This window comes from Methylobacterium marchantiae (assembly GCF_042679825.1).
GTDB lineage: Bacteria > Pseudomonadota > Alphaproteobacteria > Rhizobiales > Beijerinckiaceae > Methylobacterium > Methylobacterium marchantiae.
Map to the genome: position 1 here is coordinate 94,341 of NZ_JBHTND010000012.1, position 24,472 is coordinate 118,812.

16 protein-coding genes are annotated in these 24,472 nt (G+C 64.5%); 13 read left to right on the plus strand and 3 right to left on the minus strand.

The genetic code is table 11. From position 1 onward, the window contains the following. Positions 1 to 9 precede the first annotated feature (9 nt). A complete protein-coding gene (locus ACFQ4G_RS10795; RefSeq protein ID WP_238205852.1) occupies positions 10 to 930 on the minus strand; it encodes a UDP-3-O-acyl-N-acetylglucosamine deacetylase in 921 nt (306 codons plus the stop codon). Positions 931 to 934: 4 nt separating this feature from the next. Beyond that, positions 935 to 1,177 (minus strand): hypothetical protein, encoded by a 243-nt coding sequence (locus ACFQ4G_RS10800; protein ID WP_238205851.1) that lies wholly within the window; start codon positions 1,175 to 1,177, stop codon positions 935 to 937. Positions 1,178 to 1,364: 187 nt separating this feature from the next. On the opposite strand from ACFQ4G_RS10800, the gene ACFQ4G_RS10805 reads away from it, so the two are divergent. The 4 genes from ACFQ4G_RS10805 to ACFQ4G_RS10820 are packed head-to-tail and all read left to right on the plus strand — an operon-like array spanning position 1,365 to position 4,808. Then, positions 1,365 to 2,057, plus strand: a complete 693-nt coding sequence (locus ACFQ4G_RS10805) for a Crp/Fnr family transcriptional regulator (protein ID WP_238205850.1) — start codon at positions 1,365 to 1,367, stop codon at positions 2,055 to 2,057. Further along, complete coding sequence (locus ACFQ4G_RS10810; RefSeq protein ID WP_379040161.1) at positions 2,054 to 3,139, plus strand: ABC transporter ATP-binding protein; 1,086 nt, start codon at positions 2,054 to 2,056, stop codon at positions 3,137 to 3,139. Before ACFQ4G_RS10805 ends, ACFQ4G_RS10810 begins: the two co-directional genes overlap by 4 nt. Further along, complete coding sequence (locus ACFQ4G_RS10815; RefSeq protein WP_238205849.1) at positions 3,139 to 4,026, plus strand: ABC transporter permease; 888 nt, start codon at positions 3,139 to 3,141, stop codon at positions 4,024 to 4,026. Before ACFQ4G_RS10810 ends, ACFQ4G_RS10815 begins: the two co-directional genes overlap by 1 nt. Then, on the plus strand, positions 4,023 to 4,808 hold the full coding sequence (locus tag ACFQ4G_RS10820; RefSeq protein WP_238205848.1) for an ABC transporter permease: 786 nt from the start codon (positions 4,023 to 4,025) through the stop codon (positions 4,806 to 4,808). Before ACFQ4G_RS10815 ends, ACFQ4G_RS10820 begins: the two co-directional genes overlap by 4 nt. On the opposite strand, the gene ACFQ4G_RS10825 is transcribed toward ACFQ4G_RS10820, so the two are convergent. Beyond that, the gene (locus tag ACFQ4G_RS10825) at positions 4,796 to 6,703 is read right to left on the minus strand and encodes an AsmA family protein (protein WP_238205846.1); all 1,908 of its coding nucleotides are present in this window, start codon (positions 6,701 to 6,703) and stop codon (positions 4,796 to 4,798) included. The two genes, ACFQ4G_RS10820 and ACFQ4G_RS10825, sit on opposite strands and share 13 nt — an antisense overlap. Positions 6,704 to 7,116: 413 nt before the next feature. Here ACFQ4G_RS10825 and ACFQ4G_RS10830 point away from each other — a divergent pair, with 413 nt between their 5' ends. The 9 genes from ACFQ4G_RS10830 to ACFQ4G_RS10870 form a co-directional block, all read left to right on the plus strand. After that, positions 7,117 to 7,845: a CoA transferase subunit A gene (locus ACFQ4G_RS10830; RefSeq protein WP_238205844.1), complete on the plus strand. Its 729-nt coding sequence runs from the start codon at positions 7,117 to 7,119 to the stop codon at positions 7,843 to 7,845. 18 nt (positions 7,846 to 7,863) lie between these two features. Further along, positions 7,864 to 8,523, plus strand: a complete 660-nt coding sequence (locus ACFQ4G_RS10835; RefSeq protein WP_238205842.1) for a 3-oxoacid CoA-transferase subunit B — start codon at positions 7,864 to 7,866, stop codon at positions 8,521 to 8,523. A 334-nt stretch (positions 8,524 to 8,857) separates the two neighbouring features. After that, positions 8,858 to 9,925, plus strand: a complete 1,068-nt coding sequence (locus ACFQ4G_RS10840) for an efflux RND transporter periplasmic adaptor subunit (protein ID WP_379040165.1) — start codon at positions 8,858 to 8,860, stop codon at positions 9,923 to 9,925. Continuing rightward, a complete protein-coding gene (locus ACFQ4G_RS10845) occupies positions 9,922 to 13,029 on the plus strand; it encodes an efflux RND transporter permease subunit (RefSeq protein ID WP_238205841.1) in 3,108 nt (1,035 codons plus the stop codon). Before ACFQ4G_RS10840 ends, ACFQ4G_RS10845 begins: the two co-directional genes overlap by 4 nt. Positions 13,030 to 13,294: 265 nt before the next feature. Then, complete coding sequence (locus tag ACFQ4G_RS10850; RefSeq protein WP_238205839.1) at positions 13,295 to 13,852, plus strand: TetR/AcrR family transcriptional regulator; 558 nt, start codon at positions 13,295 to 13,297, stop codon at positions 13,850 to 13,852. Positions 13,853 to 14,505: 653 nt separating this feature from the next. Beyond that, positions 14,506 to 15,336, plus strand: a complete 831-nt coding sequence (locus ACFQ4G_RS10855; RefSeq protein WP_238205836.1) for an alpha/beta fold hydrolase — start codon at positions 14,506 to 14,508, stop codon at positions 15,334 to 15,336. Positions 15,337 to 15,466: 130 nt separating this feature from the next. Then, positions 15,467 to 16,405: a pirin family protein gene (locus tag ACFQ4G_RS10860; protein ID WP_238205834.1), complete on the plus strand. Its 939-nt coding sequence runs from the start codon at positions 15,467 to 15,469 to the stop codon at positions 16,403 to 16,405. A 111-nt stretch (positions 16,406 to 16,516) separates the two neighbouring features. Then, positions 16,517 to 18,280, plus strand: coding sequence for a monovalent cation:proton antiporter-2 (CPA2) family protein (locus ACFQ4G_RS10865; protein ID WP_238205832.1), 1,764 nt, complete (start codon positions 16,517 to 16,519; stop codon positions 18,278 to 18,280). Positions 18,281 to 19,141: 861 nt separating this feature from the next. Further along, positions 19,142 to 24,472 (plus strand): peroxidase family protein (locus tag ACFQ4G_RS10870; protein WP_379040168.1); only part of this gene is annotated, 5,331 nt, incomplete at its 3' end.

Below are 24,472 nucleotides of genomic sequence, written 5' to 3' on the forward strand. Positions count from 1 at the left end.
CAAGCAGCCTCACGTGAGTTCCCATGCGTCCGGATCGTTCATCAGGGCTTCGACGAGGGTGTGATTCAGCTCGTGGCCGGTATGTGCCGCCTCGATCCGGCCGAGGATCGGGTACCCCGCCAGGGCGAGATCGCCGATGAGATCGAGCATCCGATGGCGCACCGGCTCGTCGGGCACCTTCATACCGCCGAGGACGCGGCCGCCGATGATCCCGGCTGTCGAGGAGAGGGTCGCTCCCCGCAGCAACGGCTTGCACATAAGGAAGCCGTAGATCTTGGCGGGGATCGCCCATTTCAGCCGTCCGAAGCTGCGCGAGGGAGCGAGTTCCTCGGTGAACCTCTCCGGCGTGATGGTGCCGGACCAGTGCATGGCGCTGAAATGAGACAGTTCGAGACGGCCGGAGATGTGGAGTGCGTCCGCCGGTTCGATCCTCAACGTCCGATGTTCCCGGCACACCTCCAGCGGCCGCAACACGCGGATGCTGCGTCTCGGCGCATCGCTTTCGGTCCGGCCACTCGCACGCAGACCCACGCACCAGGGGAGGGCGCTTCCGTCGAAGATCGGCAGTTCTTCGGCGTCGAGGGAGATGAGCGCGTTGTCGATGCGATAGGCGCTGAGAGCGGCCAGCAGATGCTCCACGGTCCTGACCAGGGGACCTTCGACTGAGCGCAGCGCGGTGCAGAGCGGCTGCGTCTCACGGAACCGCCACGAGGCCGGCACATCCACCGCACGGCCTCGGGACAGGATCCGCCGAAAGACGATACCGTGGTTGTCGGTAGCCGGCGCCACCGTCACCGTGACACGGCGCCCGGTATGCAGGCCGTAGCCGGTCAGCCCGAAACCCGCGGACAGCGTCGCCTGCCGGTCGGCCACCTTCGGCAGGATCGCTGTTGGCGATGGATCGATCAATGTGATGGCCGGGTTCGCCATCGCGTCATGACTTGCCGACAAGACGAGAATTGGCGGGCGATCCGTAGTCTTCGGCGTCCAATTCAGTTCGTTGCAGCTCGTGAACAGCTCTTTCGAGCAGTGCAAAACCGGGCTCGATGGACGCAGGTGGAATGGTTGCACCGCCAGCCTTTGCCCATGGCACACACCCTCCCGACACGTCTTGATCCTCCGGCGCGATCGACTGGAAGGTCATGAGACGACCGGTCCATTTCTGGCGCTCGCCCATTTTAACCTGTGTCGGTGGCAGGGACAGTAAACTTCGCGCGAGAAGCGAAGGGCGAGCGATCCGATTGCAATCTCGCTATGTGTGGCTGGCCCCTCACGATGAGACTTTGGTAGGGATGGGCCGCCGGAGTGACTTGACCCACGGGACCGGCAGCTTAACGATCCAGCGTAGTTGAGGAGCGAAACGCGTGACCACAGGACGGCTGGCGACAATCCCCTTCTTCAAGGAGCCGGGAATCGAGCTGTCCGCCTACGAGACCCGCTGCCACTGGCGGCGGTTCGACGAGAACGAGGTCTTGGTCGATTACGACGATATCTCGACCGACGTCTATTTTCTCGCCTCGGGCGAGGTCCGCATCCTCAACCGTTCGCAATCGGGCAAGGAAGTCATTCTCGGCGAGATGCGCGGAGGGGCTTTCTTCGGAGAACTCGCGGCCCTCGACGGGATCGGACGCTCGGCCAACGTCACGGCCCTGACCCGCGGCGAGGTCTGCGTGGTCCCGGCCCCGATCTTCCGCCAGATGATCTTCGCCTCAGAGGCCATCGCCGACCGGCTGTTTCGGCTGCTCGCCAAACGCGTTAGAGAACTGAACACGCGACTGATGGAGCACGCGCTCCTCGACCTGCGCCATCGCCTCTATGCGGAATTGCTGCGCCTGTCGGTCCCGCGCTCCGGGGGCGACGGCGAGCGGGTGGTGACGCCGCCACCCTACCATCACGTCCTCGCCGCCCGTATCGGCTGCCGGCGCGAACAGGTGACCCGCGAATTCACGGTGATGGCGGCCGACGGCCTGATCGACCGGACGCGCGGCGCCCTCGTCATCCGCCGGCCGGACCTGCTGGAGGCGCGGGTCGCAGAAGCGTTGCGCGAGGACAGTTGACAGCGAGACACGCCGTGGCCCCGTTACTGGCCCTCGACCGGGTCACCAAGAGGTTCGGCGCGCACGATGCGGTGGTGGATCTCTCTCTCGACATGCGATCGGGCGAAATCCTGTGCCTGCTCGGCCCCTCCGGCTGCGGCAAGAGTACGCTGCTGCGGCTGATCGCAGGATTCGAGACGCCGACCGGCGGCACGATCCGCCTCGACGGCCTCGACCTCACCGGACTGCCCCCGCACAGGCGTCCGGTGAACATGATGTTCCAAGCCTATGCACTGTTTCCACACCTCACGGTCACCCAGAACATCGCCTACGGTCTGAAAGGCCTCGGTCGTCCGGCAGCAGCCGCCCGCGTCGAGGACCTGCTTCGTCTGGTGCATCTCGAAGGCTTCGGGGATCGGCGTCCTGAGACCCTGTCGGGCGGCCAGCGCCAGCGCGTCGCCCTAGCGAGGGCTCTGGCGCGCGAGCCGAAGGTGCTGCTCCTCGACGAGCCGCTCGGCGCCCTCGACCGTGGCCTGCGCGAGCAGACACAAGGGGAATTGCGTGCCATCCAACGCCGTCTCGGCACCGCCTTCATCATCGTAACCCATGATCCCTCGGAGGCCATGGCGCTCGCCGACCGGATCGGCGTGATGGACAGGGGGCGCCTCGTCCAGATCGGCCCGGCGGAGACGCTCTACGAACGGCCCGCCACTCGTTTCGTCGCCGGCCTCCTCGGCGATGTGAACCTTATCCCCGGCACGGTCGGGCAGGCCGAGGGCGCGCGGGTGCGGGTCGACACCGTATTCGGCCCGATCCTCGCCGTGGCGGAGGGCGCCCCCGGCGCTGGTACTGCCGCGATGCTCGCCCTGCGTCCCGAGCGGATGGCGGTATCACCCCTCGGTCCGGCCGTCGCAGGGGAACGAAATACGCTCGCAGGGACGGTGGAGGCCTCGATCTATCTCGGCGATCGCATCCGCCTCGACATCCGCATGGCCGATGGGAGCACGATCCGTGCGAACCTGCCCGTCGGAGCCGGGATCGAAAGCGGAACACCGGTCGGCCTCTCCTTCGCGCCGGAGGCCGCGACGGTCGTGGCGGCGTGATGAAGCGGCTCCTTCCGGTCACCCCGTATCTCTGGCTCGCAGCTTTCGTGCTGCTGCCATGCCTCATCACCCTCAAGATCAGCCTGTCCGCACCTGCGACGGCACAGCCGCCCTACCTTCCGGTGCTCGACTGGAGTGCGGGTATCGACGGATGGGGAGCGTTTCTCGAAGCCCTCGATTTCGCCAATTTCGAGACGCTTGCCGGCGACAGCTTGTATCGTGACGCGGCCCTGTCCTCGCTCCTTTATGCGGCAATGGCGACGGGCCTCCTGGTGATCCTAGGAACCCCCATCGCCCATGCGCTCGCCCGCTCGCCGGCCCGTCTCCGGCCGCTCCTCGTGGCCCTGGTGATCGTGCCGTTCTGGACGAGCTTCCTGATCCGCATCTATGCCTGGATCGCGATCCTCAAACCCGAGGGATTGCTGAATTCCGGCTTGCTCCGGGCCGGCCTGATCGCCCGCCCCATGGAGATCCTGAACACGCCGACCGCGGTGATGATCGGCCTGACGTATGCGTATCTGCCCTTCATGGTCCTGCCGCTCTATGCGGTTCTCTCCCGCCTCGACCCTGACCTCACGGACGCCGCAGCCGATCTCGGAGCCTCGCCGACGCGGGCATTCTGGACGGTCACCCTGCCGCTCGCGCGGCCCGGCATCGTCGCGGGAGCGCTCCTGTGCTTCATTCCCATGGTCGGCGAGTTCATCATCCCAGACCTTCTGGGTGGATCCGACACGCTGATGCTAGGTCGCGTCTTGTGGAGCGAGTTCTTCTCCAATCGGGACTGGCCCCTCGCCTCGGCGGTGGCGGTGCTTCTGCTCGTTCTCATCGTCGGTCCGATCGTGCTGTTCCGCGATGCGGAGCGCGAAAGGGGGGAGGTCGGCCGGTGAGCTCGCTCAACCGCCTGAGCCTCGGCCTCGGCCTGCTCTTCCTGTATGCGCCGATCGCCGTGCTCGTGGTGTTCTCGTTCAACGCCTCGTCCCTCGTCACTGTGTGGGGCGGATTCTCGACACGGTGGTACGGGGTGCTCGTCAACGACGGCCCGCTCATCGCCTCGGCGCTCGTATCCTTGAAGGTGGCATCGAGCGCAGCACTCGTGGCGACTATCCTCGGCACGATGGCGGCGCTGGCCCTCGACCGCAGCGGGCGCTTTCCCGGACGGGGCGGATTCACCGGCCTCGTCTACGCTCCGATGGTGATGCCGGAGGTGATCACCGGCCTGTCGCTGCTGCTGCTGTTCGTCGGGCTGGGTCTCGATCGGGGTATCGTCACCCTGATCATCGCCCACGCCACCCTCGGCCTCGGCTTCGTGACAGTGGTCGTCGGTGCGAGGCTGAAGGGGCTCGACCATTCGCTGGAAGAGGCGGCGGCGGATCTCGGTGCGGGGCCGTTCCGGGTCTTCGCCACCATAACCCTGCCGTTGATCGCACCTTCGCTAACGGCGGCCTTCCTGCTCGCCTTCACCCTGTCGCTGGACGATCTCGTCATCGCCAGCTTCGTCTCGGGGCCGGGGGCGACCACCCTGCCCATGCGCCTCTACAGTCAAGTCCGTCTCGGCGTGAACCCCGAGATCAACGCCGCATCGACACTCCTCGTCGGCGGCGTCACCGTGGTCGTGCTGATGGCGTCGTTCCTCACCGGACGACGCCCCGCCGGCATTCAAGGCGCGTAGGCTCGCGCCCGTGTCGGAAGGTCGAAATTACCCGTCGTCGGTACGCGCAGCGCGTTGGGAGCCAGGATCGATCCTCCGCGGGAATCGAGGTCCGAGCCGCCATCGCGCGAGATCGCGCGGACCGCAACGGCGTCCCACGGTCCCTCTATGTCGAAGAGCGGTCCTTGAGGCGCCCCCGGCCGCAGAGCATTGTCGTTGGCCGCTCGCGGCATCAGCTCCGCCTTGGCGATGAGGCTGCGGTCGGGCAGGGACAGCGTCCCTCGCAGCGATGCGGTGAGCGAGTTCGCCTTCAGCGTCCCATCGGTAATTTCGCCGATCCCGTCGACGAAGCGCAGGGTCACGCCCGCCCGCTCGAACGGCGTGCGGCCATTCCGGCGAGCCAGTGCGCCGCTCGCCGCGATTCCATTGCGGTGAACCACGTCGGCGAGGTCGAGCCCCGCGAGGGTGCCCCCTTCCATGGCCAGGGACGAGCGCCCGTTGATGTGACCGATGAGACCAGCGGCGGTGCGCCCGGCCCCTTCCAGCATGAACTGTCCCTGGGCGTTGCCGACGATCCAGCTCTCCTGCCCGAGATCGACGAGGAGCGCCCCGAGATCGAGCCGATCGAAAGCACCCTGCGCCCGCAATTCCGTCTCGCCGCGGTCGGAGACGGAGGTCGTCAGGCCGAACCGTCCTTTGATGGTTCCGCCGCGCACCGACGCGCGACCGAGCGAAGCCTCGACGCTGCCTTCCCGAACGAGGAGGCTGGAGGCGATGTCTTCCATGACCACCGGGCCGAGGCGGGCACTCCCCGCAGAGAGGCGCAGGTCGAGGTCGCCACCGGTGAAAGGGCGAAGCGCGATGCTCTGCCGGCTCCAGCCATTGGCGTCAGATGGATCGTCGAGCCCGAAGACCTGTATCAGGGTGGCAAGCACGGGAGCGAGGTTCAGGTTCTCCGCGGCCAGGGTCGCTTGAAGCGCCGGCCGGTTCTCGCCGAAACTAACCGAGCCGGCGCCTTCGAGGCGGTTGTCACCGAGTTGAAGACGCATCGACGGCAGGAGCAGGTTGCGGCCCGAACTCTCGAACGTGCCGTCGATGGCGAAAGTCTGAAGGAAGGGCGAAAGCGCGACATCCGTTCCCGCCCAGGCCAGGGTCTCGCGCAAGGAACGTGTCTGCAGGCTGCCCTGGCCGCGAAGCGACAACCCTTCGGCGAGAGCGCCGCTTCCCTCGGCCGCCAGATGGCCGGCAGGCCAAGTCGCGGTGGCTGAGAAAGGCGATTCCCGCCCCGAAAACAGTTGATCCAGCTGGAGTCCAGAAAGGGAGAACCGGGTCGGGGTCTCGTTCCAAAGGAAGCTGCCGGTGATGTTGGTCTGCGACGACCAGAATGGCCATGACAGGATCAGATCGACATCGCTGGCGGTCTGAGCGCTGCCGTCGCGCGGATCGCGACCCACAAGAATCGCATCGGTGAGACTGATGCGCCGCGGTCGCGAACCGCCCGCCTCGGTCAGGCGTGCTCTGAGGCGGCGGACCGGCTCGACCCAGCGACGGTCCGCGTCATCGACAGGGAGTGTGATCGTGGTGCGTTCGAGCGAGAGAGTATCGATCTCGATTCGGCCAGCGAGGAGAGCACGGATGCCGAGCTTGAGGGTGAGCGATCCGCCTTCGGCGAGGAGTGGGCCGTCGACCGTCCCCGCATTGAGCCTGACTCCCTCGAAATCCAAGCGCGGAAGCGGGAGAAGGGCGATGCCTGCCCCCCCTTCGGTCCGCATCGCGATCCCGTAATTGGCGGCCAGTGACTTGCCGACAGCCCGCGTCAGGCGAACGGAGGCGACCGACCAGGGAAGACAGGCACCGATGAGGGCGATGGCGAGGGTACCGACACAGAGGGCCGGCAGAAGGCGACGCAGCGACATGTTTCTCCCTATTGGAGTAAAACCGCGACGGACTGTCCCGCGGACCAGCCTCGCCAAGCCACCGCGATCGTTCTTCGAAACATGCCCCCCGCTCCATCCCATAGCGAGTGCGATAGTGTTTGTCTGCAGTGCATCATTTCTCCCCAGTTGAGCATCGGGATCCGAAGGGCTCTCCACGAGCTGAAAGCCCTTCGATCGGGCACCGAAGCGACAAGTCTTCCATTCAGTCGCCGATCCCGAGGGAACTTCTCCCGCAGGATCTTGCCGAAACGCGGTCTCCTGGCGCAGAGACGGTATGGACGGGCAAGCTGCCTGCCCTGGTATACCGGGCCATGTAAAGCTCGGCTCGACTCCCGTTCGCCAGGGCGGGCGGCAACGGCGCCACGAACCGGTTTCCGGGAGGAAGGCTTGAGATGAAGAAGGTATATTCCGACGCCACGCAGGCGGTCGCCGGCCTGCTCAAGGACGGCATGACGATCATGGCCGGCGGCTTCGGCCTCTGCGGAATCCCCGACGAACTGATCGATGCGATCCAGGCTTCGGGGGTCAAGGATCTCACCGTCATCTCCAATAACGCCGGCATCGACAATGTGGGCCTCGGCAAGCTGCTGCAGACCCGTCAGATCGCGAAGATGATTTCCTCCTATGTCGGCGAGAACAAGGAATTCGCCCGGCAATATCTCGGCGGCGAACTCGCCATAGAGTTCAACCCGCAGGGCACGCTAGCCGAGCGCATCCGCGCAGGCGGGGCGGGCATCCCGGCCTTCTTCACCAAGACCGGGGTCGGCACCCTCATCGCGGAGGGGAAAGAGGTACGCGAGTTCGACGGTGAGGATTATGTGATGGAGCGCGGCCTTTTCGCGGATCTGGCCATCGTCCATGCCTGGAAGGGCGATACCGAGGGCAACCTCGTCTACCGGAAGACCGCCCGCAACTTCAATCCGATGATGGCCACCGCCGCCAAAGTCACCGTCGCTCAGGTCGAGCATCTGGTCCAGCCGGGTGAGATCGACGGCGACGCAATCCATACGCCGGGCATTTTCATCAAGCGCATCATCCACGTGGCGATCCGGGAAAAGAGGATCGAGCAGCGCACGACGCGCAAGCGCGGCGAGCCCGCCATCCCCCCCGCTGCCGTCTAAGATTAGGGAGACGTTCTCATGGCCTGGACACGCGAACAGATGGCGGAACGCGCCGCCAAGGAACTGCGCGACGGCTACTACGTGAATCTCGGCATCGGCATCCCGACACTCGTCTCGAACTACATCCCCGAAGGGATGTCGGTACAGCTCCAATCCGAGAACGGCATGCTCGGCATGGGTCCGTTCCCGTTCGACGGCGAAGAGGATGCCGACCTCATCAATGCCGGCAAGCAGACGATCACCGAACTGCCGACCACCAGCTACTTCTCTTCGTCCGACTCCTTCGGCATGGTCCGCGGCGGACACATCAACCTGTCGATCCTCGGCGCAATGCAGGTGGCGCAGAACGGCGATCTGGCCAATTGGATGATCCCCGGCAAGATGGTGAAGGGCATGGGCGGTGCCATGGACCTCGTCGCCGGAGTGAAGAAAGTGGTCGTGGTGATGGAACACACCGCGAAGGGTAAGGACGGCTCGGAGAGCCCGAAGCTGCTGGCCGCCTGCGATCTGCCGCTCACCGGCACTGCCGTTGTCGACATGGTGATCTCCGACCTCGGCGTCTTCACCATCGACAAGAAGGGCGACGGCGGCATGGTCCTGATCGAACTCGCCGATGGCGTCACCGAAGACGAGATCCGCTCCAAGACCCAGGGCGCCTTCACGGTGGCACTGAACTGAATCGCCGACTACTCGGATCGACGATCAGGGCCTGCGAACTCCCGGCGCGGCTGCGCCGGGACCCTTGAGATCGTGTGCGCGTGAAGCCTGCCTAAGAATTCGTCACCGACAAGATGCCGCCTGTACCGTGAATCACCTTCGCTCTCCCTGACGTCACCGTGAGGAGCGATTCGCTGCGGCGTCGCTGCCTCAAACCACCACAGCATTGATCGCGCCGCATGATTCAGCGCGTGACGTCCCTTGACCACCATCCAGCGCCAAAATAGATTACGATCATAACTTATTTCGGCGCTGGACGGTGGTCGGGAGTTCGATGATGGTGACGAGATGGATCATGGTCCTCGCATTTCTTCCGCTCGCGGGATGCTCGCCGGCTGAGACGGCCGTGGCTCCGGAGGCACCACTGGTCCAGACCGTAGTGGTCGCCCCTACCGGCGATGGCGTCGCGCGCTACACCGGGGTCATCCGGGCCCGGACCGAGAGCAATCTCGGCTTCCGCGTCGGCGGCAAGATCTTCGAGCGCCTCGTCGATCCGGGTGACCGCGTGCGGCTCGGCCAGCCGCTGATGCGCCTCGATCGAACCGATTTCAGCCTCGCACTCAATGCCGCCCGCGCTTCCGTCGAAGCGGCGCGGGCTCAGATGATCAAGGCCAGAGCCGACGAGGAACGCAGCCGCAAGCTCGTCATCGACGGCTGGACCTCGAAGCAGACCTACGACCAGAACAAGGGAGCCGCCGACGCGGCCATCGCCCAGTTCGCCAACGCCGAGGCCCAAGCGAGCCAGATCGCCAATCAGGCTGGCTATTCCGAACTTCAGGCCGATGCCGACGGCGTCGTGATGGAGGTGCCATCCGAGCCCGGGCAGGTGGTCGCCGCAGGCCAGACGGTGGTGAAGCTTGCCCGTAACGGGTCGCGCGAGGCGGAGGTGTTTCTGCCCGAGGGCAGCCGACGTGCCGCGCAGGGCGAGGCCTCGGCGACACTCTACGCAGCGGGCGCGACTACCTATCCGGCTCGGCTGCGCGAATTGTCCGCGACCGCCGATCCGGCCACCAGGACCTACCGGGCACGCTACGTCTTGTCCGGCGGCGGCGAGGCGGCACCGCTCGGCGCGACGGTGACGCTCCAGCTGAAATCTCTCGATGCCGTGCGATCGGCCGCGATCGCGGTGCCGCTCGGCGCCCTGTTCGATCAGGGACATGGTTCGTCGGTCTGGCGCTTCGATGCCGAGAACGGAACCGTGGCGGCACAAGTCGTGACGGTCTCCCGCATGGCCGAGGAAAGCGCAGATATCGTCTCCGGCCTGTCTCCCGGGGATCGGATCGTGGCTTTGGGCGCGCATCTGCTCAAGGCCGGCCAGACGGTGCGCCAGGCGCCCCTCGGCATGACGGGGGCGACACGGTGACCGGCTTCAATCTTTCGGCACTCGCCGTCCGTGAACGAGCGGTCACGCTCTTTCTGCTGATCGCGCTCACCGCAGCCGGCTTCTTCGCCTTCCAGAAGCTGGGACGCGGCGAGGATCCGACCTTCACCGTGAAGGTGATGTCGGTCTCCGCGGCCTGGCCCGGAGCGACCGCTGACGAGATGCAGCGCCAAGTCGCGGATCCCCTGGAGAAGCGCTTGCAGGAGCTCGTCTATTACGACCGCGTCGAGACCACCGTCCGGCCCGGCCTCATGCTGATGAAGGTCTTCTTCAAGGACTCGATGCCGCCGGCCAAACTGCAGGCGGAGTTCTATCAGGCACGCAAGAAACTCTCCGATCAGGCGTCAAGCCTGCCGCGTGGCGTGTTCGGGCCGCTCTTCAACGACGAGTTCTCCGACATCTACTTCGCGCTCTATGCGTTACAGGCCAAAGGCCTACCGCACCGTCACCTCGTGCTGCGTGCGGAGGACCTTCGCCAGCGCCTGTTGCGCGTGCCCGGCGTCGAGAAGATCAACATCCTTGGCGAGCAGGCCCAGAAGATCTTCGTCGAGATCTCCTATCAGCGCCTCGCCACCCTCGGCATCACCGGCCAGCAACTCCTGGCCTCGCTGGCCAATCAGAACGACGTCACGCCGGCTGGTTTCGTCGAGGCGGCCGGTCCCCGAGTCTATCTGCGCCTCGATGGAGCCATCGACGGGCTCGACGCGATCCGCAATCTGCCGATCGCGGCAGGAGATCGCAGCCTCAAGCTCGGCGATATCGCCGAGGTCAAGCGCGGCTACGAGGACCCGAAGGCCTTCGAGATCCGCAATGACGGCGAGCCGGCCCTGATGCTCGGCCTCGTGATGAAGCCCGGTTTCAACGGGCTGACCCTCGGCCAGGCACTCAATGCCGAGGAGGTCGCGATCCATCACGAACTTCCTGCCGGCATCGGTTTCACCAAGATCACCGACCAGGCGAAGGTCATCGACGAGGCCATCCACGAGTTCATGGTGAAGTTCTTCACCGCGCTCTCGGTGGTGATCTTCGTCAGCCTCGTCGCCCTTGGTTTCCGGGTCGGCATCGTCGTGGCGCTCGCCGTGCCGCTCACCCTCTCGGCGGTGTTCGTGGTGATGATGCTCACGGGTCGCGACTTCGACCGCATCACGCTCGGTGCCCTCATCATCTCGCTGGGCCTCCTCGTGGACGATGCGATCATCGCCATCGAGATGATGGTGGTGCGCATGGAGGAGGGCGCCGACCGGATCGATGCGGCGACCTATGCCTGGAGTGCCACCGCCGCGCCGATGCTCACCGGCACGCTCGTCACCATCGCGGGCTTCCTGCCAGTGGGATTCGCCGCCTCCACCGCCGGAGAATATGCGGGCAACATCTTCTGGGTCGTAGCCTTTTCGCTGATCGTCTCTTGGATCGTTGCTGTAACCTTCACACCCTATCTCGGCGTCAAGCTGCTGCCGAAGATCAAGAAGGTCGAGGGCGGCCATGACGCGATCTACGCCACGAAGAACTACCAACGCCTTCGCGGCGTGGTGCGGATGGCGGTCGATCATAAATGGATGGCGGCCGGGATCACCGTAGCCTTGTTCGCGGGCGCGGTGATCGCCATGGGCAAGGTGGAGAAGCAGTTCTTCCCGAATTCCGAGCGGGCCGAACTCATCGTCGAGGTAACGATGCCGGCGGGCTCCGCCTTCAGCACCACCGAGGCCACCGTCAAGCGGGTCGAGTCGGCGGTGCGCGACCTGCCCGAGGCCGGAGAGATCACGAGCTATATCGGCCAGGGAATGCCACGGTTCGTGCTCTCCTTCGATCCAGAACTGCCCGACCCCGCCTTCGCGCAGATCGTGGTGCAGACAGCCGACGCCCATGCCCGCGATACGCTGCGGGGGAAGGTGCGCAAGCTCGTCGACGAGGGCCGCTTCCCTGAGGCGCGCGTGCGTGTTCTGCAGATCGTGTTCGGACCACCGATCCGATTTCCGGTCGCGTTCCGGGTAGTCGGCCCCGATCTCAACGTCATCCGTGGCATCGCCGCCGAGATCCGGGACGTCATGGCGGCCAACCCCGCCATGCGCCTCGTCCACCTCGATTGGGGCGACAAGACCCCCAACCTGCACCTTGCCCTCGACCAGGAGCGCCTGCGCCTGATCGGCCTGACCCCGAAGGAGGCCGGCCAGCAGTTGCAGAGCTACCTCAACGGCACGCCTGCCACTCAGGTCCGTGAGAACCTGCGCTCTGTCGATGTCCTCTTGCGCAGCCCGGGACCCGAGCGGCGCTCACTCGGGGAGATCGGCGACCTGACGCTGGCAACGAAGGACGGACGGCAGGTGCCGGTGTCACAGGTAGCCCGCCTGGAGCCTCGCAGCGAGGAGGCCGTGCTGAAGCGCTACAACCGCGAGACCTATATCCGGGTCCAGGGCGACGTGCTCGACGGCAAGCAACCGCCCGACATCCATGCGCAGATCTTCCCGCTCCTCGATCCGATCAAGGCCAAGCTGCCTCCGGGTTACCGGATCGACACGGCCGGCGCGGTGGAGGAGAGCGCCAAGGCGATGAACGCCCTCGTCGCGGTGTTTCCGATCATGCTCATCGTCACACTCACGGTCATCATGATCCAGGTGCGTTCGTTCTCGACGATGTTCATGGTATTCGCCACGGCTCCCCTCGGCCTCGTGGGTGCCGCCCCGACACTACTGATTTTCCACCAGCCTTTCGGCTTCAACGCGATCCTCGGCCTGATCGCGCTGTCGGGGATCCTGATGCGCAACACGCTGATCCTGGTGGACCAGATCCACCACGACCGCGCATCCGGGCTGTCGGATTACGAGGCCATCGTCGAGTCGACGGTACGCCGCGCCCGGCCGGTGATCCTGACCGCGGCGGCTGCGATGCTCGCCTTCATCCCGCTCACACACTCGGTGTTCTGGGGAGCGCTCGCTTACGTCCTCATCGGCGGTGTGGGGGTCGGCACCATCCTGACGCTACTCTTTCTCCCAGCGCTCTACGCCCTCTGGTTCCGGGTTGCTCGCGAGCCGAGGGAAGCCGATGTCCAGACCGAGCCGACTCCGATGCTTCAGCCAGCCAGTCCTTGAACCGACACCTCGGTCGCGAGAAGACCGACATGGCATTTCGAGATCGCGCGCTCGACAATGGGACGCGCGGTACATCGCCCGGCTCGCGTCTGTGCCCCCCTCACGCGAGCCGGGCGATCGTTCTGAAAGCCTTCGCACGCCCTTCGACGAGCGGAGATGCCAGCGCGGGACTTTCAGGACAGGACCGACGGAATCCTGGTCCGAGAGACGTGTTTGAATGACGATCCGCATCTATATGATCTGTCGAGACGCGAGAGGATCAAAGATGCCGAGAGTTTCTCAGGAACAGGCCAAGCTCAACCGGCAGCGTGTGGTCGACGTCGCGGCGGCTCTGTTCCGCGAGCGTGGCCTCAATGGGGTCGGTGTCGCCGACATCATGGCCTCGGCAGGCCTGACACATGGCGGCTTCTACGGCCAGTTCGCCAACAAAGAGGCCTTGGCGGCCGAAGCATTCGATCACGCCCTGTCCGATCGCGCCCAGGCGAAGGAATATCGCGAGAGCCGGGATGCCCTCTTGTCGATGTATCTCTCCCTGGGCCACGTGACGTCGCCTGGGCAAGGATGCCCCGTTGCCGCCCTCGCCAACGATGTCGCGCGGGAGGCGCCTGACAGCCCAGTCCGCTCGCGGTTTACGCAAGGCGTACGACATCTGTCCGATCTGCTGGTCGGCCTTATGCCGAAAGGGTCAGAGCAGCGGCGTCGGCAGCGGGCGCTGGCGACCATGTCGACCATGGTGGGAGCCGTGGTCCTGGCCAGGGCCGTGAACGATGAGACTTTGGCGAAAGAGTTGATCCTCGCCGCCCATTCCTCGGCTTCCGCGTAACGGAGACGATCGGGCGGCACGTCTCGTCGCCGGACACATTGCGGCTCGGAAATCAGGTCGATCTCGGGGATCGCAGCACATCACTTGAGATATTCCGGCGCACCGGCGTGCATGCCGTTCCGAAGCTTGTCGCCGAGCAACCCGGATTCTGCCCTCGCTCGGTGATTTCATGGCCGAACGGCTCGGCCAGTTCGCCACAACGTAGCCTCCGAGCACTTCTCTGCCTCGGGCGACCGGGAGCAGCGCCATCACCGAGCTGTAGATCGCAGGATTTCGAGCCGCGGTGATCTCATCACCTCGACATCGAATTGGCGCTGGGTGACTTTCTGGAACCGATGGGTTTCCATCGTTTCTATTTTATCGCCACTTTGCGAGCTGCATACTCGTCTCATCGGAAACCTGCCACGCAACAGGCGATGAGAACGACGATGAGCGAGCCCTTCTTGACCCGATCAGGTGTCGCTCACGGCCATCACCATCTTCGATGATGCGGAGGGAAGATTTCGTCGGACCGCTCGTCAATTATGCAGTCGATCGTAAGCTACGATCTGCTCACGCGCTTGATTCTTTAATTCACAAAGATTGCCTCAAACGTCGGCATCGACCGAACGCATGGACGACAACGCCATCAGACGAGAGCACGGAGGTTCAAGATGCCAACGATTACGGTTCAGGACGGCACCGAAATCTTCTACAAGCATTGGGGTCCGAGGGACGCTCGGCCGGTGGTCTTCCATCACGGCTGGCCGCTGAGCGCGGACGACTGGGACGGCCAGATGCTGTTCTTCCTCGCCCACGGCTATCGCGTGATCGCACATGATCGTCGCGGCCACGGGCGCTCGACCCAGACCGACACCGGCAACGAGATGGACACCTACGCCGCCGATGTCGCAGAACTCGTCGCCGCCCTCGACCTGAGGAACGCCATCCATGTCGGCCATTCCACCGGCGGCGGCGAGGTTGCGCATTACGTCGCCCGTGCCGAGCCCGGCCGCGTGGCCAAGGCGGTGCTGATCGGCGCCGTTCCGCCCGTGATGGTCAAGTCCGAGACGAATCCGGGCGGGCTGCCGATCGAAGTCTTCGACGGATTCCGTGCAGCACTCGCGGCCAACCGGGCACAATTCTATCGCGACGTGGCGGCGGGTCCATTCTACGGCTTCAACCGGACAGGGGCCGACATCTCGCAGGGCGTCATCGACAATTGGTGGCGGCAGGGCATGATGGGCGGCACCAAGGCGCATTATGATTGCATCAAGGCATTCTCGGAGACCGACTTCACGCAAGACCTGAAGGCGATCGACGTGCCCGTTCTGGTGATGCATGGCACCGACGACCAGATCGTGCCGATCGCCGACGCCGCGCTGCTCTCGCACCCGCTCCTGAAGCACGGCACGCTGAAGACCTACGACGGCTTCCCGCACGGCATGTGCACGACGCATGCGGACGTCATCAATCCGGACTTGCTGACCTTCTTCGAGGCCTGAGGTCGATGGCTGGGCCGGGGACCCTTCCCCGGCCGGATAGCGGCAGACGACGCCACGGTCTCGTGCAGAGGGCTCGGCCCCTGCCAGCCGAGGCAATCTTCCATTGAATCGAGCGAGAGGCGCGGCGGCTATGAGTTGGCACAGTGCGGACGACCCGGTTCCGGGTGATCACTTCTCCTGCGATGCGATCAAGACCCTGATCGTGCCGCGCTCGCGGGATCTCGGCTCCTTTGCCGTGCGGCGCGCCTTGCCCTCGTCGGAATGCCGGATGGTCGGCCCCTTCATCTTTTTCGACCAGATGGGGCCGTCGGAGTTCCTGCTCGGCCAGGGCATGGACGTGCGCCCCCACCCGCATATCGGCCTCTCCACCGTGACCTACCTGTTCGATGGCGAGATCATGCACCGGGACAGCCTGGGCACGGAACTGCCGATCCGCCCCGGTGAATTGAACTGGATGACCGCGGGCCGCGGCATCACCCATTCGGAGCGAACCGGCGCCGATCTTCGGCAGACCGGTTCCAAGCTGTTCGGAATCCAGAGCTGGGTCGCGCTCAGCGGCAAGGACGAGGAGACCGCCCCCGCCTTTGAGCATTACGAGACGGAGGCGCTGCCGATTCTCATCGGCGAGGGCAAGATCGTCCGGCTGATCGCCGGCGAGGCGTTCGGAGCGACATCCCCCGTGCGAACCTCGAGCCCGATGGTCTATGCCGATGTGGCGCTGGAGGCAGGGGCGGTACTGCCCCTCGACCCTACCTATGACGAGCGCGCGATCTATACCGTTTCGGGCGCGATCGACATTGCCGGGGACGGGTTCGGTCCCGGCCAGCTCCTCGTCTTCAATCCGGGCGACCGGATCAGCGTGCGGGCGACGGAGGCCTCCCGTTTCATGGTCCTGGGCGGAGAACCCATGGACGGCCCGCGTCATCTCTGGTGGAACTTCGTCTCCTCGCGTCCCGAACGGATCGAGCAAGCCAAGGAAGACTGGCGACAGGCCCGGTTCGACACCGTGCCGGGCGAATCCGAATTCATCCCCCTGCCCGAAAACCCGCCTCCCGTGCGATATCCCTGACGACCGTCCGGCTCAGCCAATTCGGCGTCGGATGCTCGAAGCTTAGGCGCCGCATTTCCCCTCCGCTGCCGATACGGGGACTCAGCCTCGTCAGAAGGATACGTGCAAGTCATGGCTGTCGAAGCGTCCGGTGCCGCGAGCGAACTCGTCCAGGTCGTGGCCCTGCTCGCCGCGGGTGTCGTCGCCGTGCCGGTGTTCAAGCGAATCGGGCTCGGCTCGGTCCTCGGATATCTCGTAGCGGGCCTCGCCATCGGCCCATTCGGCTTACGGCTGTTCTCGGATGCCCACGCGATCCTGCATATCGCCGAACTCGGCGTCGTGATGTTCCTGTTCATCATCGGCCTGGAGATGGAGCCGTCACGGCTCTGGGGCATGCGGCGCGAGATTTTCGGCCTCGGCCTCGCACAGGTCGGAGCGAGCATCGCGGCCCTGACCCTCGTCGGCGTCGCAATGGGGTTCTCGCCGACCATCTCCTTCGTGGCCGGCACCGGCTTCGTTCTGACGTCAACGGCGATCGTCATGCAACTCCTCGAAGAGCGCGGCTCGCTCTCGACCCCGAAGGGCCGGCGCATCGTGGCCATCCTGCTGCTCGAGGATCTCGCCATCGTGCCGCTGCTCGCCATCGTCGCGCTGCTGGCGCCTGGCGGGCAGGCGACCGGCACGACGGACCGGATCTACGCCATCGCCATCGCGCTCGGATCCATCGCGGCTTTGGTGGCCGCCGGACGCTGGCTGCTCAATCCCCTTTTCCGCCTGCTGGCCGCCTCGAAGGCTCGAGAGGTCATGACGGCCGCGGCCCTGCTCGTCGTGCTCGGCTCGGCATCGGCGATGCAGCTTGGCGGATTGTCCATGGCGATGGGCGCGTTCCTGGCTGGCGTGCTCCTGTCGGAATCGAGCTTCCGGCATCAGCTCGAAGCCGATGTCGAGCCGTTCCGTGGCATCTTGCTCGGCCTGTTCTTCCTCGGCGTCGGGATGTCTCTCGACCTCACCGTCATCGCCGCGAATTGGACGCTGATCCTGACGAGCGTCGCGGCCTACATGGTGGTCAAGAGCCTCGTCATCTACGGCGTCGCCCGGCTCCTGCGGGCCTCGCATCCCGAGGCGATGGAGCGGGCGGCATTGATGGCGCAGGGCGGCGAGTTCGCCTTCGTGCTCTATGCCGCTGCGACGAGCGCCGGGATCATCGACGGCACGACCAATGCGCTCCTGACCGCGACGGTCATCCTGTCGATGGCGATCACGCCGCTGATGGTGATCGCTTTCGATCGCTTCGGCCCAAAGCCTTCCATCTCGACCGATGGCATCGCGGTGCCAGAGAATCTCGTCGGCAGCGCCCTGATCATCGGCTTCGGCCGCTTCGGGCAGATCGTCAGCCAACCGTTGATCTCCCGCGGATGCTCCGTGTCGATCATCGACACCAATCCCGCCTATATCCGTGTCGCCGAGACCTTCGGCTTCAAGGTGTATTATGGCGACGGCACACGCCTCGACATCCTTCGCGCGGCAGGAGCCGCGACCGCGCGCGCAATCCTCGTCTGCGTCGACGATCGAGACGCCGCCAAGCGCATCGCAGAGATCGCGAAAGCCGAATTTCCGCTCGTGCCCGTCCTGGCCCGCGCCCGCGACCGCGAACACGCCATCGAACTTCTCCATGCCGGCGTGGCGTATCAACTTCGCGAAACGTTCGAATCGGCGTTGGCCTTCGGCGAGCAGGCGCTCCTCACCATCGGCGACGAGCCCGAGGCGGCAACCGCCGTCATGGAAGAGGTCCGCCGCCGCGATGCCGAGCGTCTCGATCTGGAGACCGCGGGCGGCATCTATGCGGGGCGTGGTTTGATCCGAGGAAACGCCTCCGAGGTCCGGGAAGTCGGCTGAGCTGTCCGGCCGGGAACTTCAAAGCCCCTCGACACCGTAGAACCGACGAGCACGGCCGCGGTCTCGATCGACCATGTCCCACCCCGCGGGGCGGCCGGGATGGTACAGGACTTGGCATCGATACGTCACCGATCTCGGCAGATCGCCGCGGGAGTGATCGCCTGGAGCAGCGCTGAAAAGGCTTTGCGGCCAGCGGGCGCATAGCGTCGAGGCCTTCTCACCGGCGCGTGGCGTCGCGCCAGATACTGCGCACCGCCTCGGCGCGCATCCTTCCGACGCCTCGACGCATCCGGCCGACGATCGGGAGCCGCCCTGCGGGCCGGCACGCTCGGCAACTGCCGTAGCCACCACTCCAGTGCCGACCCATTGCGTCCGGCACATCGCCTCGCACCATCCCGGCGACGGCACGCCCCGGACACGCGGAGCGCTGGCGCGAGGCCCCATGGCTCTGCGTCGCCGACCGCCCCTTGCCGACGCACCTTGGGTGTCCGGCATCGGTCGGCTTTGCCGGTCGCAATAGGCCATCCGACCGATGCTGCACTAATGCGTGCGACATATGCTCGATATAAAACAAATGCCTAAGACTTCAACCTGACTAGCTTATCGTCTTCATCAATGGCGTAGTGCAAATACTAACCGCCTCTAAATTCGAAAAGTAAGCAATATATTACTAAATAGCTCCAATAATAAGCGCGAACAAATTCGCACGACAGAATAATCAGCGAGCAAATCACTATCTTATCATCCCCGCTCGATTTGAGGGAGCGGGAATACATCGTCTTGTCTGAGGCGACCGGCGACAGCCGTGCTTTGGCCAGCGACCCTGTCACGCAACGACGCTGTCGATCCGGGGAGACACCGATGACCACGAGTTTCACCGTCAATCAGGATGATCTTGCCTTCATTCTCAAGCAGATCAAGGTCGCCGAGGCGCATGCCGGCGGCATGACGATGACGGCCGCAATTCAGTCGGTCTATATCGGCCTGTCGGACGCGGATGCCGCCCTGACACCGTACGGCCTGCGCACGGTGGACGGGCAAGACAACAACCTTCTCCAGCCGGAATACGGTGCCGCCGACAACCCGTTCCCGCGCTTGCTCGATCCGGTCTTCGTGAACGACGCCGACGGGGACACGATGCCCCTGGGTCCCCCCGGATCGGGGGCTCCGACGATCACCAACACCAATTACGGAACGCCCAGCAGCGTTGCCGATGCCGACCCGCGCATCATCTCCAACCTCATCGTCGACATGACCGTCGACAATCCCGCGGCCGTCGATGCCTGGTTCAACAATCCCCTGTCGCTCGCCGCCTTCGAGGCAGATCACCCCGGCAAGGTCCCGATCCGTCCAGGGGAGACGCCGACAGGGAACGAACTGGTCGTCACCAATTCCGACATCGCGAAGATCCCGAACCAATCACCCGATATCGGACTGTCCCCTCCCTTCAATTCCTGGATGACGTTCTTCGGTCAGTTCTTCGACCATGGGCTCGATCTCGTCACCAAGGGCAATAACGGCACCGTCTACATCCCCTTGCAGCCGGACGATCCGCTCTACGTGCCCGGCAGCCCGACCAACTTCATGGCTCTGACACGCGCGACCGTGACGCTCGATGCGAACGGCGTCCCGCAGCACGAGAACACGACGACCTCGTTCGTCGATCAGAACCAGACCTACACATCGCATGCCTCCCATCAGGTCTTTCTGCGGGAATACGCAAAAGATGGTCTAGGCCACACAGCATCGACGGGTCGCCTCCTCGACGGCAAAGCCGCCAACGGGTCGCTCGACGGTGCGGTCGGCAGCTGGGCGGAGGTGAAGGCGCAAGCACTGGAGATGCTCGGCATCCGGCTCGACGACTTCGACGTCCACAATGTGCCGCTTCTCAAGACCGACCAGTACGGCCGCTTCATTCCGGGTGAGAACGGCTACGCGCAGATCGTCATGGCACCGGACGCCACCCACACCACCAACTGGTTCAAGGAAGGCACCGCTGCAGGAATCACGACGGCGGGATCGGTCGGCACCAACCACGCCTTCCTGAACGACATCGCCCATCACGCTGAGCCGGTCTTCGTGGATCACGACCATGATCCCGCAACGCCGAAGCTCAAGCAGGTCGCCGACGACGATCTTCTCGATGTCAATGGCGACGGCCGAAGTGACCAAGCCGACCTCGATGCCGGAACCGCCTTCATCCAAGATGCGAATCACAACGGCGGCATCGATCTCGGAGACCTTGCGGACATCAATCTCGACGGCAAGATCGATGCGGCCGACCGTGTGGCCGACGACCGCAATCCGCTGACCTACGACAACGAGATGCTCGATGCGCATTTCGTGACCGGCGACGGACGCGGCAACGAAAACATCGGCCTCACCGCCGTGCATTCCATCTTCCATTCAGAGCACAACCGACTGGTCGAGGAGAACAAGGCCACGATCCTCGCCACCGGCGATCTCGTCTTCATCAACGAATGGCTGAAGACGGACATCGCTGAGATTCCCACGTCTGCCGCAGGGCTCGACTGGGACGGAGACCGTCTCTTCCAGTCCGCGCGCTTGGTCACCGAAATGCAGTACCAGCATCTCGTCTTCGAGGAATTCGCGCGCCGCGTTCAGCCGAATGTCGATCCGTTCGTCTTTACCAACAGCGCAGACATCGACCCGTCCATCGTGGCCGAGTTCGCGCACGTGGTCTATCGCTTCGGGCACTCGATGCTGACGGGCACGGTCGACCGGCTCGACAACGACCTGACCACCGTCAACGACGAGGCCAATCAGGCAACGCTCATCGAAGCTTTCCTCAATCCGCAGATGTATCTCGGCACCGGCATCGATCTCGCCGCCACGAACGGCGCCATCGTCCGCGGCCTCACGCGCGATGTCGGCAACGAGATGGACGAGTTCATCGTCCAAGACGTGCGCAGCAACTTGCTCGGCCTGCCTCTCGATCTGGCGGCGCTCAATATCGCCCGCGCCCGCGACACCGGTGTTCCCTCGCTCAACGAGACCCGGCGGCAACTCTACACTGATTTCGGTGACCCTGATCTCAAGCCCTACACGAGCTGGGCCGACTTCGCTCAGCACATCAAGAATCCGATGTCGATCATCAACTTCATCGCGGCTTACGGCACCCACGAGACCATTACCGGGGCGTCGACGGTGGATGCCAAGCGTCATGCGGCGATGGAGCTGGTCCTGGGCGTCGACGAGAATGGCGACGGGACCGTCGCCGCCGATCGACTGGCCTTCCTGAACGCCACCGGCGCCTATGCCGGCGGCAGCCTGGGCGGCCTCAACACGGTCGATCTCTGGATCGGCGGCTTGGCCGAAGAGCTGAACGAATTCGGCGGGATGCTGGGCTCGACCTTCAATTTCGTCTTCGAATACCAGATGGAGCATCTCCAGAACGGCGACCGTCTCTACTACCTGAGCCGGACGCAGGGGTTGAACCTTCTCAACAATCTCGAACCGAACACCTTCACCGATCTGGTGATGCGCAACACCGACCTTGGGGGGCTCTATGCGACCCACCTCAACGGGGCGCTGTTCACGACCCCTGATCACATCCTCGAACTCGACCGCGGCATCGCACAGGACGGCCTGGACCCCATCTGGGACAGGGCATCTCAGCAGGCGATCGATCCCAAGGTCGTGCGGGACTACACCAGCGGCAGCCAGATCACCGTCGATGGCAAGCTTCACGACGTGGGCGGCGTTCTGAAGGTCAGCGGCGGGGAGCACTTCGTGCTCGGGGGCACGGAGGGGAACGACAGGCTCTACGGCGACAAGGGCATCGATACCCTCTGGGGCGATGGCGGCGACGACTACCTCAATGCCGGCATGGAATCCGACAACGTCTTCGGCGGCGATGGCGACGACATCATCGAGGACCCGTTCGGTGACGATGTCCTGCGGGGCAACCTCGGCAATGACGTCATCAACGGCGGCTCGGGTCTCGATCTGCTCTTCGGAGATGCAGGGCAGGACTTCATCATGGGAGTCACCGATACGAAGGAGGTGTTCGGCGGCCTCGGCAACGACTTCATCCTCGGCGGCAGCGCTCCCGACGCACTGCTGGGCAACGAAGGCGACGACTGGATCGAGGGCGGCGAGGGTTTCGACGGTCTCTCGGGCGAGAACTCGCAGCTCTTCTTCAACAGCACCATCGTCGGACACGATGTTCTGAACGGCCAGGGCAACGATACGGATTACGATGGTGAGAACGGCGACGACATCATGGTCGAAGGGCCGGGCATCCAGCGTAACAACGGCATGGAAGGGTTCGACTGGTCGATCCACAAAGGCGACCCGAACGGGGCGGATTCCGATCTCGGTATCCGCGTCCTCGACAACCGGGAGAACATCATCCTGCGAGATCGCTTCGACTCAGTCGAAGGGCTCTCGGGCTGGAAACACAACGACATCCTGACCGGGGCGTCGAAGCTCGTCATCGGCGAGAACTTCGTCAATGTGCTCACCCAGGCGGGAGTCGACAGGATAGCGGGCCTCCGTGAACTCCTCGATGCGGCGCCGGGCTTACCAAACGCGGTGGTCTTCGATCCAAGCGGAGGTGCCGGTGTCGGGACCACGGGCGGCGAGATCCTCCTCGGCGGCGCGGGCAGCGACCTGATCCGGGGCAATCTCGGCGACGACGTCATCGATGGAGATGCGTGGCTCAATGTCCGGATCGCCGTTCACCAGAACAAGAACGGCAGCGGCCCGGTCATCCGCTCCGTGGATAGCCTGAACGAGATCAAGGCCCAGCTGTTGGCGGGGGGCATCAATCCCGGCCAGCTCGCCATCGTCCGCGAGATCGTCACCACGGGCGTCGGCCCCAACGATGTCGACACGGCGGTCTTTACAGGCAATCTCGCCGATTACACGATCAGCGGACCGGATGGGGGAGGGCGCCGCACCGTCACCGATACCGTCGGCACGGATGGCGTCGATACGATCCGTAATATCGAGAGGCTGCAATTCGCCGATCAGACCATCACGATCAGCGGAACGAATGCGCCCGCCACTGGCTCGGTGGCGATCAACGATGCGACACCGACCGAGAAGCAGGTTCTCACCGCGACAGTTTTCGACATCGACGATCTCAACGGGATCAAGCCGGGAACGCTGGTTCTGACTTGGCAGTCTTTCGACGGGACGGATTGGCTGGACATTCCCGGCGCCACCGGATCGACGTTCAAGCCCGGCGATCTTCAGGCAGGTCAGCAACTCCGCGTTGTCGCGAGCTTCATCGACGGTCTCGGCGTTCCCGAAAGGATCACGTCGAATCCAACGGCCGCCGTCATCGCCGTCAACGATGCGCCGACCGATATCGTTGGCGCACCGCTCTCCACGAACGAAAACCGGGTCAATACGTCCGTTGTCGGGAGCGTCGTCGGGCAGGACGTCGATACGGCTGTTCTGACCTATTCCCTGGTCAACAATGCCGGCGGACGCTTCGCCATCGATGCGACAGGAAAGATCATCGTTGCAGACCGAATGCTGATCGATTTCGAGCAGGCGACGAGCCATGACATAGTGGTTTCCGTCAGCGATGGGTCGTTCTCCATCACGAAGACCTTCACGATCACGATCAACGACGTCGCCCCCGAATCAGTGACGGGTGATGGCCGGGCCAACATCGTCCGGTCGGGTGCGGGCAACGACGTCCTCGACGGTCTCGGGGGGGCGGATACCCTCTCCGGGGGATCGGGAAACGACATCTATTACGTCGATCAGTTGGGCGATGTCGTCCACGAAGCGGCCGGCGGCGGCAACGACAAGATCTATGCGAGCGGCAGTTTCACCCTGGGCGCGGGCGAAGCCGTCGAGACCCTCATCGCTAGGGCCGGGAACCTCGGTATCAGCCTCAGCGGCAACGACCTCGCCAACACGCTCTACAGCGGTGCCGGCGCCGACAGCCTCAGCGGCTTTGGCGGCAACGACATCTACTACGTCAACGGTACGAGCGACATCGTGCATGAGGCGGCAGGGGCTGGAACAGACAAGATCTACGCGAGCACCAACTTCACCCTGGGAGCCGGTGAATCGGTCGAGACCCTCATCGCCCGGGCGGGCACTCTCGGCATCAGCCTCGGCGGCAACGGTCTCGCCAACACGCTCTATAGCGGTGCCGGCGCCGACAGCCTCAGCGGCTTTGGCGGCAACGACATCTACTACGTCAAC